This is a genomic window from Streptomyces sp. NBC_00435 (assembly GCF_036014235.1).
Classification (GTDB): domain Bacteria; phylum Actinomycetota; class Actinomycetes; order Streptomycetales; family Streptomycetaceae; genus Streptomyces.
Window position 1 is genome coordinate 7,410,481 of sequence record NZ_CP107924.1, and the last position, 15,967, is coordinate 7,426,447.

17 protein-coding genes and 1 pseudogene are annotated in these 15,967 nt (G+C 72.5%); 9 read left to right on the top strand and 9 right to left on the bottom strand.

Annotated features, from left to right (window positions below; all coding sequences use genetic code 11):
- The first annotated feature begins 163 nt into the window (after window positions 1–163).
- A complete protein-coding gene (locus tag OG389_RS33410; RefSeq protein ID WP_328302603.1) occupies window positions 164–799 on the top strand; it encodes a trimeric intracellular cation channel family protein in 636 nt (211 codons plus the stop codon).
- On the opposite strand, the gene OG389_RS33415 is transcribed toward OG389_RS33410, so the two are convergent.
- The 5 genes and pseudogenes from OG389_RS33415 to OG389_RS36915 all read right to left on the bottom strand — a co-directional run.
- A complete protein-coding gene (locus OG389_RS33415; protein WP_328302605.1) occupies window positions 796–2,127 on the bottom strand; it encodes a chloride channel protein in 1,332 nt (443 codons plus the stop codon). The genes OG389_RS33410 and OG389_RS33415 overlap by 4 nt on opposite strands.
- A gap of 40 nt (window positions 2,128–2,167) precedes the next feature.
- Window positions 2,168–2,740 carry a potassium channel family protein gene (locus OG389_RS33420; protein ID WP_328302607.1) on the bottom strand — a complete coding sequence of 191 codons (573 nt, stop codon included), beginning with the start codon at window positions 2,738–2,740 and terminating at the stop codon, window positions 2,168–2,170.
- 285 nt (window positions 2,741–3,025) lie between these two features.
- Entirely contained in the window at window positions 3,026–3,616 is a 591-nt protein-coding gene (locus OG389_RS33425; RefSeq protein ID WP_328302609.1) for a GAP family protein, read from the bottom strand.
- The gene (locus tag OG389_RS33430) at window positions 3,606–4,130 is read right to left on the bottom strand and encodes a DUF2254 family protein (protein ID WP_443059381.1); all 525 of its coding nucleotides are present in this window, start codon (window positions 4,128–4,130) and stop codon (window positions 3,606–3,608) included. Before OG389_RS33430 ends, OG389_RS33425 begins: the two co-directional genes overlap by 11 nt.
- 58 nt (window positions 4,131–4,188) lie before the next feature.
- Window positions 4,189–4,722, bottom strand: a pseudogene (locus tag OG389_RS36915) (DUF2254 family protein); the annotation flags it as partial.
- Between OG389_RS36915 and OG389_RS33440 the strand changes: the two are divergent.
- Window positions 4,640–4,834 carry a hypothetical protein gene (locus OG389_RS33440; RefSeq protein WP_328302613.1) on the top strand — a complete coding sequence of 65 codons (195 nt, stop codon included), beginning with the start codon at window positions 4,640–4,642 and terminating at the stop codon, window positions 4,832–4,834. The pseudogene OG389_RS36915 and the gene OG389_RS33440 overlap by 83 nt on opposite strands.
- Window positions 4,835–5,047: 213 nt before the next feature.
- Complete coding sequence (locus tag OG389_RS33445; RefSeq protein WP_328302615.1) at window positions 5,048–5,899, top strand: YhjD/YihY/BrkB family envelope integrity protein; 852 nt, start codon at window positions 5,048–5,050, stop codon at window positions 5,897–5,899.
- A gap of 10 nt (window positions 5,900–5,909) precedes the next feature.
- On the opposite strand, the gene OG389_RS33450 is transcribed toward OG389_RS33445, so the two are convergent.
- A complete protein-coding gene (locus OG389_RS33450; RefSeq protein WP_328302617.1) occupies window positions 5,910–7,193 on the bottom strand; it encodes a hypothetical protein in 1,284 nt (427 codons plus the stop codon).
- Window positions 7,194–7,381: 188 nt separating this feature from the next.
- Between OG389_RS33450 and OG389_RS33455 the strand changes: the two genes are divergently transcribed.
- Both OG389_RS33455 and OG389_RS33460 read left to right on the top strand, forming a co-directional pair.
- Entirely contained in the window at window positions 7,382–7,768 is a 387-nt protein-coding gene (locus tag OG389_RS33455) for a tyrosinase family oxidase copper chaperone (protein ID WP_328302619.1), read from the top strand.
- Window positions 7,769–7,774: 6 nt separating this feature from the next.
- Window positions 7,775–8,638, top strand: coding sequence for a tyrosinase family protein (locus OG389_RS33460; RefSeq protein ID WP_328302621.1), 864 nt, complete (start codon window positions 7,775–7,777; stop codon window positions 8,636–8,638).
- 82 nt (window positions 8,639–8,720) lie between these two features.
- On the opposite strand, the gene OG389_RS33465 is transcribed toward OG389_RS33460, so the two are convergent.
- Window positions 8,721–9,002, bottom strand: coding sequence for a chaplin (locus OG389_RS33465; protein WP_254380539.1), 282 nt, complete (start codon window positions 9,000–9,002; stop codon window positions 8,721–8,723).
- 155 nt (window positions 9,003–9,157) lie between these two features.
- Window positions 9,158–9,550: a hypothetical protein gene (locus OG389_RS33470; RefSeq protein WP_328302626.1), complete on the bottom strand. Its 393-nt coding sequence runs from the start codon at window positions 9,548–9,550 to the stop codon at window positions 9,158–9,160.
- Window positions 9,551–9,672: 122 nt separating this feature from the next.
- Here OG389_RS33470 and OG389_RS33475 point away from each other — a divergent pair, with 122 nt between their 5' ends.
- Window positions 9,673–11,136, top strand: coding sequence for a carboxylesterase/lipase family protein (locus OG389_RS33475; protein ID WP_328302628.1), 1,464 nt, complete (start codon window positions 9,673–9,675; stop codon window positions 11,134–11,136).
- Here the strand turns inward: OG389_RS33475 and OG389_RS33480 are convergent.
- On the bottom strand, window positions 11,114–12,454 hold the full coding sequence (locus tag OG389_RS33480; protein WP_328302630.1) for an alpha/beta hydrolase: 1,341 nt from the start codon (window positions 12,452–12,454) through the stop codon (window positions 11,114–11,116). The genes OG389_RS33475 and OG389_RS33480 overlap by 23 nt on opposite strands.
- Window positions 12,455–12,717: 263 nt before the next feature.
- On the opposite strand from OG389_RS33480, the gene OG389_RS33485 reads away from it, so the two are divergent.
- Genes OG389_RS33485 through OG389_RS33495 form a run of 3 tightly spaced genes read left to right on the top strand, consistent with a single transcriptional unit; the run spans window position 12,718 to window position 15,950 of the window.
- Window positions 12,718–13,599 (top strand): alkaline phosphatase family protein, encoded by an 882-nt coding sequence (locus tag OG389_RS33485; RefSeq protein ID WP_328302632.1) that lies wholly within the window; start codon window positions 12,718–12,720, stop codon window positions 13,597–13,599.
- Window positions 13,600–13,601: 2 nt separating this feature from the next.
- The gene (locus OG389_RS33490; protein WP_328302633.1) at window positions 13,602–14,888 is read left to right on the top strand and encodes an MFS transporter; all 1,287 of its coding nucleotides are present in this window, start codon (window positions 13,602–13,604) and stop codon (window positions 14,886–14,888) included.
- A gap of 33 nt (window positions 14,889–14,921) precedes the next feature.
- Entirely contained in the window at window positions 14,922–15,950 is a 1,029-nt protein-coding gene (locus OG389_RS33495; protein WP_328302634.1) for a hypothetical protein, read from the top strand.
- The last annotated feature ends 17 nt before the right edge of the window (window positions 15,951–15,967 follow it).

The following is a 15,967-nucleotide window of genomic DNA, read 5'->3' on the forward strand; positions in this document are numbered from 1 at the left end:
GGCGGGGGGAATGCCTCCGCAGGGTCCCCCGCCCGGCCCGCGCAAGGACGGCCCGCGCAAGGACCGGCCGAACGGCCGATGCGGGGTGCGGCCAGGGACGGGCAACCTCTACAGGTTGCCCGTCCCGCCTGCCCCGACCCCGCCCCGCGAAGGGAGCCGCGCAATGCTGCACGCCCTCTACCTCCTCGGCATAGCCGCCTTCGCCGCCTCCGGCGTCCTCGCCGCGCACCGCGCCAACATGGACCCCTTCGGCGGGCTGGTCCTCGCCTTCGCGGCCAGCATCTCCGGCGGGACCCTGCGCGACCTCATCCTCGGCAGGCACCCTCTCTACTGGACGCACGACTGGCTGCTGCTCGTCCTCATCGGAACCGTCGCCGTCGCCACCATGCTCTACCTGCGCCGCTGGGAGCTCCCGCACCGCACCCTCATGGTCGTCGACGCCGTCGGCCTCTCCGTGGTCACCGTGATCGGCGCCCGCGCCGCGATCGACGCGCACGTCACACCCGTCGCCGTGCTGATCCTCGCCGTCCTGACGGGCGTCACGGGCGAGGTGGTCCGTGACGTGCTCTGCGGGGAGTTCCCGCCGCTGCTGCTGCGCGAAGAGGTGTACGCGACGGCCGCGCTCGCCGGGGCGCTCTGCTACCTTGCCCTGCACTGGGCCGGCGCCCCGGACACCGCCAACACCGCCGTGTCCGCGGCCCTGGTCTTCGGCCTGCGCATGACCGCGGTCTTCCGTGACCTGCACCTGCCCCGCCTCCAGCGCGTCACCAGTGTCCCGGGACGGCAGACGCACACCTAGGCCGCCGCGGGTCCGGGCGGCAGCAGCTCGGTGATCACGAAGGCGACCACGGCCGCCAGGATCACCACCGGCATCATGGCGGAGCTGCCCAGGAGCAGGACCACGAGCACCACGCTGCTCACCGGCAGCCGCAGGGTGATGGCCGAGGCCGCCGCCATCCCGGCCGCCATCGCCGGCACGACGCCCAGACCCGGCAGGGGCGAGAGCAGTACGCCCGCCGCGGCGCCCAGAAAGAGCCCCGGGAACACGGGGCCGCCGCGCAGACTGCCGAGGCAGAGCGTGTAGGCGGCGCCCTTGAACAGGAGCACGGCGAGCAGTGCGCCGACGCCCCACGCGTGCGGGTCGGCGGCCAGCGCGGCGAGGGTCGACTGACCGGACGAGGCCACGTGCACGGGGGAGCGATCGGTGATCAGCGAGTAGACGGCGGCGCAGGCCGCGGCGCCGAGGGCGCACAGGACGGTCCGTCCGAGCGGCCGCGCCGTGACGTACGCGGCGATCAGCCGGGCCCCTGCCAGCAGCGGGTGCAGGACCGCGGCGAGGACCACGGCGATGGCCAGCGCCCAGAGCACGTCCGCCACGTCCAGGCGGGGCGAGGGAGCCGACAGCTTCAGGGAGAGGTCGCCCGTCGACAGCCCGGTCCAGCGGCCGAGTCCCGTGAACACCAGGGCGCCGATCCCGCTGGAGAGCAGGGCGGGGAGCATGACCGCGAACAGCTGCGGCCCGCCCACTCCCGCGACCTCGATGAGGAGCACCGCGGCGATCAGCGGGTTGCCGAAGATCGCCGAGACGGCCGCCGCCGCCCCGGCCGCGCCCAGGAGGGCCGCGCTCTGCTGGGTCGCGGGCCCCCTCGCGAGGTCCCGGAACACCAGTGCCAGACCACCGCCGAGGGCGATCAGCGGGGCCTCCGGTCCCAGCACGGCGCCGAACGGAAGGCAGGCCACCGCCGCGAGGAGCACACCGGGCAGCGCGGACGTGGAAGGGCCCGCGGTGTGCAGTCCGGAGGCTGGTACGTGGCCGCCCGCACCGGGCAGGCGGGCGGCGGCCAGGCCGACCGCGGTGCCGGCGACGAGCAGCAGGGGGAAGGGCCACCACCACAGCGGGACCTCCATGCCCATGGCGTGGGGGAGGTCCGCCCACAGCGCGTGCTCCAGTTCGTGCAGCAGGACGAGGAACCAGAAGGCGGCGAGGGACACCGGGATGCCGATGAGTGCACAGAAGCCGAGCGCCTTGAGGTAGCCGGGGCCGCGGAGCATGTGCCGCAGCAGCTCCGCCTCCCGCGGCTGCGTCCCGCCGGCCGGAGGCTCGGATCGATCGCGCGGCTGCGTCATGGGTGTGCTCCTTCCTGGGCAGTCCGCCGGGCGGGACCGGTCACGACTCGTCCTCCGGGAACCGCGAGCCCTCCCCGCGCCTGCGCATTCCGATCCTGACCGCGCCGAAAAGGACCTTGGCGATCACTCCCACCACGATCAGATCGGCGACCATCTGCGCCGTCGTCAGCGCACGGGCGGTCTGGGTGGTGGGTGCGACGTCCCCGAATCCCACGGTGGCGAAGACCGTGACGGTGAAGTACAGCGCGTCGGTCCGGGTCAGCGGCTCGGAGAACGAACCCGGCAGCTCCTTCGAGAGCAGGAAGTACGTCGCCGAGAACAGCACCAGGAACAGCGGCACGCCGGTGGCCAGCGCTTCGACGGCGCGCAGCCTCGGATGCTCCGCATGGGTGATGGCGGCGATCTGCCAGGCGACCAGGCCACCGAAGAGGACCAGTCCGAGGACCAGCAGTGCGAGGGTCACGACGCCGAACCCGCGGTCCAGGGGAGCCAGGTAGTACAGCCCGGTGAGGAGGACGACCGGGGCCACCGAGCGGAGCAGTGGTCCCGCCAGCAGGCGCAGGCGATTGCCCTGACGGCCCGGCCCGGGCAGTGGCCGTGGGCGGCCCGTCACTTTCACCGACCCCTGGAGCGGTGGTCGACCGGTCCCGCGTCCCCGACCTCGCCGCCCATGACCACTCCTCGCACACGAACCGGGCGATTTCCCGCCTCCAGCGGCGGGCAGAGCCGTACGCCCATTGCAGCACCCGCCTGATCCACTCGCACCCCGGGCCGCTCTCCGCCCCCGCTCTCCGGGCCCCCGGGCTCAGCGCGTGAGGTCGTAGAGGCTCCGGCTGACGAGCCACAGTCCGAGGACGAGGCACGTGACGACGATGGCCTGGTCCTTGTGGCCCGACAGCTACGCGCGGAGGTTCGTGAGCGCGAGCGCGGCCTTCCCGGGCGCGAACACCATGTACAGCTCCATGGTCAGGAGGCTGGACGTGGCGAGGACGCAGAAGGCCAGCAGGGCCAGGTACGAACTGCGGTGGGAGAGGTCGGCCTCGATGACGGTGGCGGCTCCGGCACCGACCATTCCCCAGGGCTGGAGGAGCACGGCGAGCGCGGCCGCCGACCACCCGGAGGCCTGGTCCATACGGGAAGTCAGAGAGCTCCCGGAGGATCCCGAGGTCCCGGAACCGGCAGCCGGCGGGGCGCCGGCCGAGGTACGCCGCCGACGGCGCCTGTGCTCGCTGTACAGGACCAGGCCCGTGCCGATGGCCAGCTTGGCGGCCAGCGCGGCCGTGGTGGGTGGCGAACGGGGAGCGGGCGGCTCCCCGCCGGTGAGGAGGAGCACGATGGCGACCACGGCAACGAGGCAGGCGAGCCAGGCGGCGATGAAGGCGAGCCCCTTCAGGACGCCCCGGGGCGCCGAGAGCACCAGGACGAAGGCCATGACCGGCAACGGGTAGAGCGTGATGACCAGGCCGATGACCAGCAGGTCAAACACCATGGCCACACGCCTCCGATGCACCGTCCGGGCCCGCCCAGATCAGCGGATAGGCCTCGCTCCCCGTCCGTTCGACCCACCGCAGCCGGTCCCGCAGGACTTCAGGACGCCTGCCCGGCCCCTGCTCCACCAGCCTGATCAGCAGGGTGCGCATCCTGCGCAGTGCCATCGGGGAGCCGGCGGCGGCGAAGACGAGGTCGTCGACGGCCGTGCGAACGTACTGCTCCCAGTCAGGCACCGGGACCGTCACCCGCAACTCGCCCTCCTCGTCCGCGAAGTGCCCGATGTCCAGGTCCCGGCCGGCGAGGCGGAGCAGGAGGTCCTCCAGGCGGTCCAGGCAGTCCACCGCCGTCGCCGGATCGTTGACGGCCGAGGAGAGGGCCCGTAGCGCCATGTCGACGAGCAGCCGGAACGGCAGTTGCGGATCCTGGTCGAAGGTGCGCTCCACCCCGGTCACCATGGAGTCGCGCAGCACCCGTTCGGACAGCCGGCCGCCCGTCACCTCGGCGAGCACCATGCCCCGCGACACGGTATGGCCCGGGGCGACGCGGAAGGCGATCGAACAGCGGTGCGTCCCTCGCAGCGCCGACGAGCGCGGGTACGTCCAGCTGCTGGAGCACGACCGCCGGCCCCGACCAGCGCAGAGCGGCGCCGCCGGTCGTCGCGGGAGGGGGCCCGGTGACCTTGTCCGGATCGTACGGCCGTACGTACAGCGCATCGAACAGCCGGTGGGCGCGGGTGGCGATCGCGGTCAGCGAGTGGGCGAGCTGGATCGAGCTGAACGCCCTCATCTGGAGCGTCCGCATGAGGGCGAGCGCGACCAGCGTCAGCAGCATGGCGATGACGGGGACGACGACCGACACGTTGCGCCGCGTGCCGATGGCCAGCCCCGCGGTGATGCTGAAGACGAACACCCCGACGGTGAAGGCGAACGCACGCCAGACGATCGGCTCGTCGCGGAAGAGCCCCAGGCGGGGCGTGAACGTGCTGGCGGAGAACTGCACGACCAGGAACAGCATCGAGTAGATGATGCTCACCAGGCTGATGACGCCGAACCCGATGGTGAACAGCAGGGTCGCCACACGTCCGGAATCCACCCGCGGCCCCACCGAGAGGAGCGGGACCAGCAGTCCCAGCACCAGCCCGGCGACCGCGCAGACCAGCTGGGACAGGTCCCGGCGCACCGCGCGCGCGGGCCGGTGGAACGGCGCGCCCCGCTGACGTCGTTCCGCGGACGCGAGGCGTGCGGGACCCTCAGCCGAGCCGGACATCCAGCCTCCTCAACGGTCCCCCCGCGGTCGCGGCGCCGGTTAAAGATGCAACCACGGGAGCAGCGGGACCGAGTGGCGAAATGCCGGATACGGGCAATTCCGTCATTGTTCTCGGGGAAGGGTGGCCGCAGCCGCCGGGAACCTTGCCCCGAGGAGTCTCACCGTGCCTGGACCGGAGGCCGGACCTCGCCTGCGTGCCGTCCCCCGCTGGATGCGCAAGCACACCCCGCTGCTGGGCCGGCTCCTGGAGCAGCTCGGGGCCGTCAGGGTCCTGGACTGCGCGACCAGGCTGGCCGCGCAGGCCTTTCTCGGCGCAGTGCCCGCCGTCTTCGTCATCGCGGCCCTGGCACCCAGCTGGCTCCAGGACCAGCTGGTTTCGTCCATCCGTACGACGCTGGGGCTCCAGGACGCCGCGTTGGACCAGGTCCGGTCGGTGTACTCCGCCCCCGACAGCACGGCTGTCGTGAGCACGGGCTGGGTGGGAGTCGTGGTGACGCTGCTGTCGGCCACCGCGTGCAGCCGGGCCCTGCAGCGGACGTGCGAGCGCTCCTGGCACCTGCCCAAGGCCAAGGTCCGGGTCGCCGCGTGGCGGTGGCTGGCCTGGCTCCTCGTCTGGCTGGTCGCCCTGCTGTTCCAAGGGCTGGTGCAGACGGCCTTCGGCGCCGGCCGCGCCACCGGTTTCACCCTCGTCGTGGTCAGCGGAACACTGCTGTGGTGGTGGACGCAGCACCTGCTGCTCGGCGCCCGGATCCCGTGGCTGCCACTGCTGCCCGGTGCGGTGCTGGCCGGGGTCGGGGAGCAGCTCCTGACCGTGGGGTCGCGGGTGTACATGCCCCTTGCCGTCGAGCGCAGCATGCAGCAGTTCGGCAGCCTCGGCTCGGTCTTCGTCCTGCTGTCCTGGCTCATCGGGTTCTTCATCGTCATCACCCTCGCCATCGCCGTCGGGTACGTGGTGGCCCACGAACCGCTCCCGGCGGGCTGGCTCCGTACGCCCGAGAACCCTCCGGCGCCGTGACGTCGGGCGGCTACCCCTGCCCGGCCCGGGCGGAGCCGCGGCCACAGGCCGCCAGCAGGGAGAGGACGGCGAGCACGGCGAGCAGGACGAGGACCAGCAGCAGGACGGTGAGGACCGTCGGGTGGTTCCACAGCGCGAACACGAGCGCGAGCACGAGCAGTACGCCGGCGGTGAGCGGGCGGCGGTGGGCCTGCACCCAGGTGCCGGCGCGCCCGGTACCCACTCCGTGCGCGGCGCCCCACCCGGCGGCGGAGTCGGCCGCGCGCTCGGCGCGGCCGCGCACGCCGCGCGGCAGGCGGCCGGCGCCGGACAGGTAGGCGCCCAGCGCCACGACGAGCCCGAGGACCAGCGCGGTCCGGACGCTGACCCGCAGGAACCGGACCAGGGTGTCGAAGACCGCCGCTGCCGCCGCCGGCGACTGGACCTGAGCCGGGAGGTGGTCGAGGTAGTAGTGGCGAACGACGGCCAGCCCGACGGCGAGCACGAGACAAGCGGAAGCGGCGCCGAGCGCCGTGGTCACCAGGGCCCGGCGACGGCGCCGGGCGAGCAGCACCCCGACGGCACCCAGCACCACCGTGAGCACGGGCAGCCAGTTGCCGGCCACGTCGAGCAGGTGGACCGCGCCTCTGATCTTCTCCAGCTTGTCGGACTGGAAGAGCATCATCCGCTTGTCGACCTCGGGGATCTTCTCGGCCGGGGACAGGCCGGCCTTCACGAGCTCCTCCTTGACCTTCTCCACGGCGGCGCCGACATCCAGGGTGACGGTGCCCCCCTCGACCCCCACCGCGCCGCGGCCCTCGCCGGTGAGCGCGTGCACCACCGCGGAGTGGGCGGCGCGGTTGGCGGTGTTCCAGACCGTCTCGAAGCGGTCGCTCTCGACGAACCGGGTCGCCACCTTGGAGACGGCCGCGTCCGCGGCCGAGTCCAGCTGCGGCCCCAGCGCCTTGACCGCCGTGCCGACGCGGGGCGGCAACCCCTGGGCCTCCAGCCACTTCGCCAGGTCCGAGGTGACCTGAGCGCCGTCGACCCGGACGTCCGCAGCCTCGGTGATCCGGTGCACGGCCGCGGCCTCGATCGCCGGATCCGAGGCGAGCGGGGAGACCGTGGACACGTAGCGGCCGGTGTCCAGCACGATGTCGTGCACCCAGACCGTGAGCAGGGAGACCGGCACGAGGACGCACACGAGCGTGATCAGCACGGCCGAGACCGAGCTCATCGCGATCCGCCCGGCGCGCGACGCCCCCGTCCGACCCGGCGCGGGGACCTCGTCGAGGGGATCGGACGGCACACTCATGGCACTCCCGGGAACGTCGGACGGGAAACCCGCTTCCGTCCCATGGGACACATGCCCCCGCCGGATCTGCGCGTTCAGCTGCGCCCACCGTGTGATCCGCGCGGCGGTTCGCGCGGGTTCCGCCCGGTGACCTCGCCCGCCGTGCGGCGTTAGACCCGTAGGCACCGGCACCGAGCGAGGGAGACCGTATGTCCGCAGCACCCGCCGCCGCACCACTCACCCGCCGCGCGGTCCTCCGTACGGCTTTCACCGCGGCCGTGTTCGCCGGCACGGCCGCGGCACTGGCCCCCGTACTGCGCGCCCGCCGTCCGCGGCAGACCCTGACGCCGGCCCCGCTCGCCCCGGGCGGCGAGGAGACGTACCGCGGCCGGCACATCGCCGTCGGCCCGGCGGGGGCCGTCCACATCGACGGCCGTCCCCTGCACGTCATGCGCCGCGCCGACGGCAGCTACCTCAGCGGGATCAACCACTTCCAGTCCTACGAGACCCCGCTGGAGCTGGCCCGCGCCGCGGTGGACGAGCTGGGCACCAACCAGCTGGCGTTCGCGGCCGCGCACCACGGGGGACAGGAGTAACACGCTTTGTACATCCGGCAGAACCAGAAGAACCTCACCAGCGCGCAGAAGAAGCGGTTCACGGCGGCCGTCGTCGAACTCAAGCGCAACGGCACCTACGACGCCTTCGTGCGCACCCACGACAAGTACTTCGTCCCCGACCGCGACCGCAAACTGCGCGTCGGGCACATGTCCCCGTCCTTCTTCCCCTGGCACCGGCGCTACCTGCTGGAGTTCGAGCGGCAGCTGCAGAACGTCGACTCCGGCGTGACCATCCCGTACTGGGACTGGACCACCGACAACAGCCCGGTCTCCTCCCTGTGGGCGGAGGACTTCCTCGGCGGGACCGGCCGCGAGAGCGACCGCCAGGTGATGACCGGCCCGTTCGCCTACGGGACGGGCAACTGGACGGTCACCGTGGGCATCACGGAGGCCGCCTTCCTCACCCGGAACCTGGGCCGGCCGCAGAACCCGATCAGCTTGCCCACCCCGGCCGAGCTCCAGTCGGCGATCGACGACCCGGTGTACGACAGCTCGCCCTGGGACTCGACCGCCGCGGGCGGTGGCTTCCGCAACAAGCTGGAGGGCTGGGCCGCCCCCAAGAGCGAGAAGTGGCGCAACCACAACAAGGTGCACCAGTGGATCGGCGGTCACATGACGGGCGGCACGGCGCCCAACGACCCCGCGTTCTGGCTGCACCACGCCTTCGTGGACCTGCTCTGGGACCGCTGGCAGCAGAAGCACCCGAAGTCCGGCTACCTGCCCGCGGCCCCGCTCGCGCTCGGCGACCTCCAGCGCGGCCGGGTGATCGCCCTCGACGAGCCGATGCCGCCGTGGGACGTCACCCCGCGCGAGATGCTCGGCCATCAGGGCACCTACCGCTACGAGTGAGCGGCCCGGCGCGGTGGACACCGCGCCGGACACGGGGAAGGGCCCCCGCCGGGAGGCGGGGGCCCTTCGGGGTACCGGGCGATCAGCCGCCGTAGTTGCCCTCGGTGTGGTGGTCGCCGCCACCCGACGCGTTGACGCAGGTGTTGCCGAACGCCGGGTTCAGCAGACCGATCACGTTGACGGTGTTGCCGCAGACGTTGACCGGGACGTGCACCGGAACCTGGAGCAGGTTGCCCGAGAGGACACCGGGGGAGCCGACCGCCGCACCGTGCGCTCCGGCATCGGCAGCAGCCAGACCCGCACCGGCGGCCAGGGCGCTACCGGCGGCAGCGGTGATGACGAATGCCTTCGCGATACGCGACATCAAGATCTCCTCGAGAGAAATGGGGGAGCCGCGGGGAAAGAACCCGCGGTGTTCGACATGGCATACAACGCGGGGAGCGCCCAAGGGTCACGGCCGCTGGGCCGCCGGTGATCCTGAAGGCCGCGGATGATCTCGAACGGCGCCGGTGATTCCGGCTACCTGGTGACCTCGAAGCGGGCTGAGGCGAAGTACGGGCGCACCGGCATGACGGCGCCCGGCCGCAGCACCTCCACCGGAGTGCCCGCGCAGCCCGGCTCCCGGTACAGCGACACCCGTCCCCGGGTCTTGTTGGTCACGGCCCGGCCGCCGCCGCCCCGGGCGTCCACACAGCCCTTGGGGGAGGCGACGCCGTGCGGCTGGTCGTCCGTACCCAGGTACTGGAAGGCGGGCCCGACGGACGTCGGGGTGCCGAGGGCGGCGGTCGGGCCGTCGGCCGCGTGCGCGGAGGCGGCCGCCAGCGGTCCGGCCGCCGCCGCGAGCAGCAGGACGGGGACCGATCCGGCCCGGACGAGACTGCGGACGGCGGGGTGCAGAGAGAGGAATCGCATGCCCCGCCCAACCCGGCCCGCCCCGGCCGGGGTCACGCCTTGTCACCCGGGGGACGCCTGTGCGACGGTGCGACCGACGGTGCGCGGAACCCCGGGACCCCGGAACTCCAGGAGGAGACACGATGGCCGCAGCGGCCGGCGAGGACCGGGACGGGACCCGCCCCCGGGCCCTTACGGCGTACGGCGTGGTCGAGGGCAGGAACGGGCCGGGCGGCACCGCCGTCTTCCGGGGCGTCCCCTACGCCGCCCCGCCCGTCGGCGCCGGCCGGTTCGCCGCGCCCGGGCCGCCCGGGGCGTGGGACGGGGTGCGCGACGCGGGTGAGTACGGCCCCACCGCGCCCAAGGTCCCCTACCCCGAGCCCTACGCCGCGCTGCTGCCCGATCCGGAGATCCCCGGGGACGACTGCCTGAACCTCAACATCTGGACCCCGCGGGCGGAGCCGGGGGCCCGGCTGCCGGTCATGGTATGGATCCACGGCGGCGCCCTCACCAGGGGCTCCTCGGCGGTGCCCGTCTACGACGGCTCCGCCTTCGCCCGCGACGGCGTCGTACTCGTCTCCGTCAACTACCGCCTGGGCGTACTCGGCTACGGGCTCTTCCCCGACGCCCCCGCCAACCGCGGCCTGCTCGACCAGATCGCCGCCCTGGCCTGGGTACGGGAGAACATCGCGGCCTTCGGCGGCGACCCAGGCCGGGTCACCGTCTTCGGCGAGTCCGCCGGTGCCATCAGCATCGGCGCCCTGCTCGCCGCACCCCGCGCCGCCGGCCTCTTCCAGCAGGCCGTCCTGCAGAGCGGCGCCCCCGAGGCGCTGCCGCGGGACCGGGTGCGGGCCGTGGTCCGGCGGATGGCCTCGCTGCTGAAGGTGCCGGCCACCGCCGAGGCGTTCACCGGGATCGCGCTGCCCGACCTGCTCGCCGCCCAGGAGGCCGTACTGCGCCGCTCCTCGCCGCTGGTCGGTGGTCCGGTCTTCGGCCTGGTCACCGATCCGGACACGCTGCCGCTCGACCCGCCCGGGGCGGCGGCCGCCACCGACGTACCGCTGCTGCTGGGCTGGACCGCCGAGGAGTACCGGCTCTGGCTGGCCCCGACCGGGGCGATGCGGCTGCTGGACCGGCTGGGCCCGCTGTCCGTGACCCTGGGCCGGATCCGCGGCGGCAAGGACCGGGCCGCCGTACGGGCGCTGCGCGCCGAGCGGCCCGGCGCGGGCCCGGCCGACCTCCTCGGCCACCTGATCACCGACCGGCTGCTGCGCGATCCGCTGCGCGCGCTGGCCGGAGCGGCCGGGCGCACCGCGCCGGCCTTCGTGTACGAGTTCGCCTGGCCGTCCGGGGTGGCGGGCCTCGGGTCCTGCCACGCCCTGGAGCTGGGCTTCGTCTTCGACACCCTGGACGTACCCGAGGCGTCCTGGCTGGCCGGGCCGGGCGCCCCGCGGGAACTGGCCGGGGAGATGCACGCGGCCTGGGTGCGCTTCGCCGTCGAGGGGGATCCCGGCTGGGCGCCCTGGAACGGCAGCGGCCCGCCGAGGGTGTTCGGCGGGCCGGGGCTGGAGGAACAGCGGCTGGTTACTCCACGGGCCCTTCCATGACCTTGCTGATGAACTGGATCGGCCCCTCGCCCATGTTGGGCACGTAGGTCTTGGCGTTGTGCTGGCCGCCCTGGATGACCCTCAGCTCGGTGTGGACCGGCCCCTTGCCGTACGTGGCGATGAACTTCTGCACGTTCGGCAGGGTGTTCTTGTTGCTCTCGTTGGTCCCGACCTGGAAGGCCAGGTAGACGTCCGGGCCCTTCTTGTCGATCAGCTCCTTGGCCAGCAGCTCGGGGTTGTTCTCCGCCTTCTCCTTGTCGTGACCCTTCCACAGCGAGGAGTCGGGGAGGATGTCCGGACCGGAGCAGATGGCGGCCTTGAACTTCTCCGGGTACTTGAGCACGGCCTTCAGGCTGGCGAAGCCGCCCGTGGAGGAGCCCATGTAGGCCCAGCCGTCACGGGACTTGACCGTGCGGAAATTCGCCCGCATCAGGTCCGGGACGTCGTCGGTCAGCCAGGTGCCCATCCTGGGCTGGCCCGGAATGTCTGATCCGTCCCAATAGATGCCCTTGTCGTCCGGGGCCGGGTTCAGCACCGGCATGGCCAGGATGAAGGGCTTGCTCTTGCCCTCGCTGTACCACTTGCTGATGCTGGTCTGGAGCCCCAGGTCGGTGCCCATCCAGTAGTTGTTCGGGTAACCGGCACCGCCGGGCAGGGCGATCATGACCGGGAAACCGCTCTTGGCGAACTTCGGGTCGTTGTACTCCTTGGGCGCCCAGACCCAGACCTTGCCCTTGAAGCCGGACTTCTTGCCGTCCAGCGTGGTGACGGCGACGTGCGTGCCGTCGGACAGGGTCATCGAGTTCTTGAAGTCGGCCTGCGGTCCGGTCGGCATCGACATCTTCGAGTTCGCCGGCGGCTTGACGGCCGTACCGCCGCCACCGCCTCCGCCGGAGCCGGCGGACGGCTGGCCGAAGGAAACGGCCTCGCCCTTGTCGGTGAAGGGCGGTATTTCGAAGTGGTTCATCACGAGCGCGGCGACACCCGCGAGCGCCAGGACCGAAGCGCCCGCGATCACCCACCGCCGGAACCGGGACGGCCGCCGCACCGCTTCGGGCTGCGGATACGGCTCCCCGTAGGACTGCTCGTACGGCTGCGTGTGCCCCTGCTCGTACTGCTGCTGCGCGTACTGCTGGTGCTGCTGGCCGTGTTGCTGTCCGTACCGCCCGTACTGCTCTGCGTAGGGCTGCGCGTGCGGCTGCCCGTACTGCGGAGCCTGCTGCCCGTGCTGCTGCCCGTAGGGATCGCCGTAGGGAGGCTGCTGGTAGGGCCCTTCCGACCGGTACGGCTGCTGCTGTCCGTCGGGTGAGTGCGACATGTGGGGTTGCTCTCCGGCTGGTGCTGCCCCGTTGGGGCGGGGTGGGACTGCTTTCGATCGAAAGATGAGCGTACGTGCTCACGGGTTCCCGATTTTTACGTCTCTTGGTGTTCCGCTGGGAAGCACGTTGCCCGACGCGAAAACGGCCTGTGGAGTTCCCGTTCTGTTCGCCAAGTATCTCTGGCCCATGCACATGCCGCTCGGTACGGTACGTCCGCGCCGCCCCCAGACCCCCCTGCCCGGAGGTAATTTCCGTGTTCGGCATGCCACTTTCACGGTCCCGCCGCAAGACCGCCCTCGCCACCGCCTTCGGCGTCACCGCCGTCGGCGCCGCGCTGTGGGCGGGCATCGGCTCCGCCCAGCCCGCACACGCGGCCGGCCTGCCCGCACCCGACCACATCGTCGTCGTGGTCTTCGAGAACCACGCCTACAACCAGGTCATCGGCAGCTCCAGCGCCCCGTACATCAACTCGCTCAAGGCCGGGGGCGCCAACCTCACCAACTCGTACGGCATCACGCACCCAAGCCAGCCCAACTACCTGCAGCTCTTCTCGGGCTCCAACCAGGGCGTGACCGGCGACAGCTGCTACACGCCGGGCTTCAGCTCCGCGCCCAACCTGGCCTCCGAGCTGATCGCCGCCGGAAAGACCTGGGCCAGCTACAACGAGACGCTGCCCAGTCAGGGCTCCACCACCTGCTCCAGCGGCGACTACGCCCGCAAGCACAACCCCTGGTTCGCCTTCTCCAACGTGCCCACCAGCACGGCGAAGACGATGACCCAGTTCCCGACGGACTTCACCACCCTGCCCAAGACCTCGTTCGTCGTGCCGAACCTGTGCAACGACATGCACGACTGCTCGGTGGGCACCGGTGACACCTGGCTGAAGAACAAGCTCAAGGCCTACGCGGACTGGGCCAAGACCCACAACAGCCTCCTCGTCGTCACCTTCGACGAGGACAACCGGCTCGCGGGCAACAAGATCCCGACCATCCTCTACGGCCAGCCGGTCACCCCCGGAGCCACCGCCTCCACCACCTACAACCACTACGACATGCTGCGCACCCTGGAAGGCCTGTCCGGTCTGACCACCCACGCCGGGAACGCGGCCACCGCCACCGACATCACGGGGATCTGGGCTTCCTGACCATGTACGTTGCGGACAGCCGCGGTACCCCCGCGCCCACCGTGACCCCCGCGCCGCGGCGCGTCGCCCCGGGCATCCGCCCGGGGCGACGCGCCGCGCTCGCCCCCACGGTGCTCGCCCTCGGCACGGTCAGCCTCATCACCGACATCTCCTCGGAGATGGTCACGGCCGTGCTCCCCCTCTATCTCGTCGCCGGACTCGGACTCACCCCACTCGGATTCGGGCTGCTCGACGGCCTCTACAACGGCGTCAGCGCCCTCGTCCGGCTCACCGGAGGCCACCTCGGCGACCGCTTCGGCCGCCACAAGGCGCTCGCCGGCATCGGCTACGGGCTCTCCGCCCTGTGCAAACCGCTGCTGCTGCTCGCCCACACCCTGCCGGCCATCGGTGCCGTCCTCGCCCTCGACCGCACCGGCAAGGGTCTGCGCACCGCCCCCCGCGACGCGCTGATCTCCCTCTCCGCGGCCCCCGCGGAACGCGGCCGCGCCTTCGGCGTGCACCGGGCCATGGACACCGCCGGCGCGCTGATCGGGCCGATCCTGGCCTTCCTGATCCTGCGCGGCGCCGCCGAGGGCTACGACGCCGTCTTCACCGTCAGCGCCTGCGTGGCCGCGCTCGGTGTCCTGGTGCTGGTGCTCTTCGTACCCGGCCGCCGCACCGAGCCCGCCCCCGGCGGCGCACCCGTCTCCCTGCGCGGCTCCTTCGGCCTGCTGGGCCGCCGTGACCTGCGCCGGATCAGCCTCTGCGCGCTGCTGCTCGGCCTGTGCACGGTCAGTGACGCCTTCGTCTTCCTGCTGCTCCAGCACGCCACCGGCATCGCCGACCGCTGGTTCGCCCTGCTGCCGCTGGGCACCGCCGCCGCCTTCTTCCTGCTCGCGCTGCCGCTCGGCCGGCTCGCCGACCGGATCGGCCGCTGGCCCGTCTTCCTCGGCGGCCACCTCGCGCTGCTCACCGCGTACGGGATCCTCCTCGCGGGAGGGCACCACCCGGTCCTGCCGTACGCCGTCCTCCTGCTGCACGGCGGCTTCTACGCCGCCACCGACGGGGTGCTCATGGCAGCCGCCGCCGGAGCCGTCCCCGAGCAGCACCGCGGCGGAGGCCTCGCCCTCGTCCAGACCGGGCAGGCCCTCGCCCGGTTCGCCGCCTCCCTCGGCTTCGGCGCCGCCTGGACCTTCTGGGGCGCCCGCCCCGCCCTGGCCGTCGCCGCCGCGCTGCTCGCCGGAGCCGTGGTGCTCTGCGTCCGGCTGCGGCCGGGAGACCCGGCCGCGGACGCCGCCGCAGCAGCCTGAACCGTCCCCGCAGATCCAGAAAGGCCCCCACACATGCCCCTCCAGCGCCGGATCCTGATCCTCGTGTCCGCCGTCGTCCTGCTCGCCGCCGTCGGCGCGCTCGCCGTCGTACGGGCCTCCTCGCGCGCCGAGGAGAAGAACCGGGTCCAGGCCGGCGGGCCGCCGATCACTCGGGGAGAGGTGTCCCTCACCCCGGGCGACGGCGGCCGGCGGATCGTGTTCCGGAACATGGCCTGGGGTCCGCACCGCGACGAGCTCGCCACCGCGGCGGCCGATGCGCCCGAAGGCCCGCGGACCGCCTCCGGGGTCAGCTGCCTGCGGTTCCATTCCGCCGCCGGGACCGGCATCTGCCTCCGCGCCGACAAGGGCGGGGTGCAGGACAGTTACAAGGCGGTGGTCCTCGACGCCGGACTGAAGGAGGTCACCAGCCGCCCGCTGGCCGGCATCCCGACCCGGGCGAGGGTCTCGCCCGGCGGTCACCTGGTCGCCTGGACGGTGTTCGTGGGCGGGGACTCGTACGCCGGTACGAACTTCTCGACCCGGACCTCACTGCTGGACCTGCGCAGCGGGAAGTACGACGCCTCGCTGGAAGACTTCACGATCCACAAGGGCGGCAAGCCGTACCGCAACGCGGACGTCAACTTCTGGGGGGTCACCTTCACCCCCGACGAACAGGGGTTCTACGCGACGCTCGCGACCGGCGGCCAGACCTACCTGGTCCGCGGCGACCTGGCCGCGCGCACGGTGACCACGCTGCGCGAGAACCTGGAGTGCCCGTCGCTGTCGCCCGACGGGAAGCGGCTGGTGTTCAAGAAGCGGGTGCCCGGCCTGTCGCCGGACGCGCCGTGGCGGCTGTACGTCCTGGATCTGGCCTCGATGGCCGAGACCCCGCTCGCCGAGGAACGCAGCGTCGACGACCAGGTGGTGTGGACCGACGAGAAGACGGTCGTCTACTCGCTGCCCGGGGACTTCGGCGCCGACCTCTACTCCCTGCCCGCCGACGGTACCGGCGCCCCGGCCCGGCTGATGACGTCGGCCCTCGCCCCTGCCTTCCTCGGCTGACACCGGGAAGGAGGGGA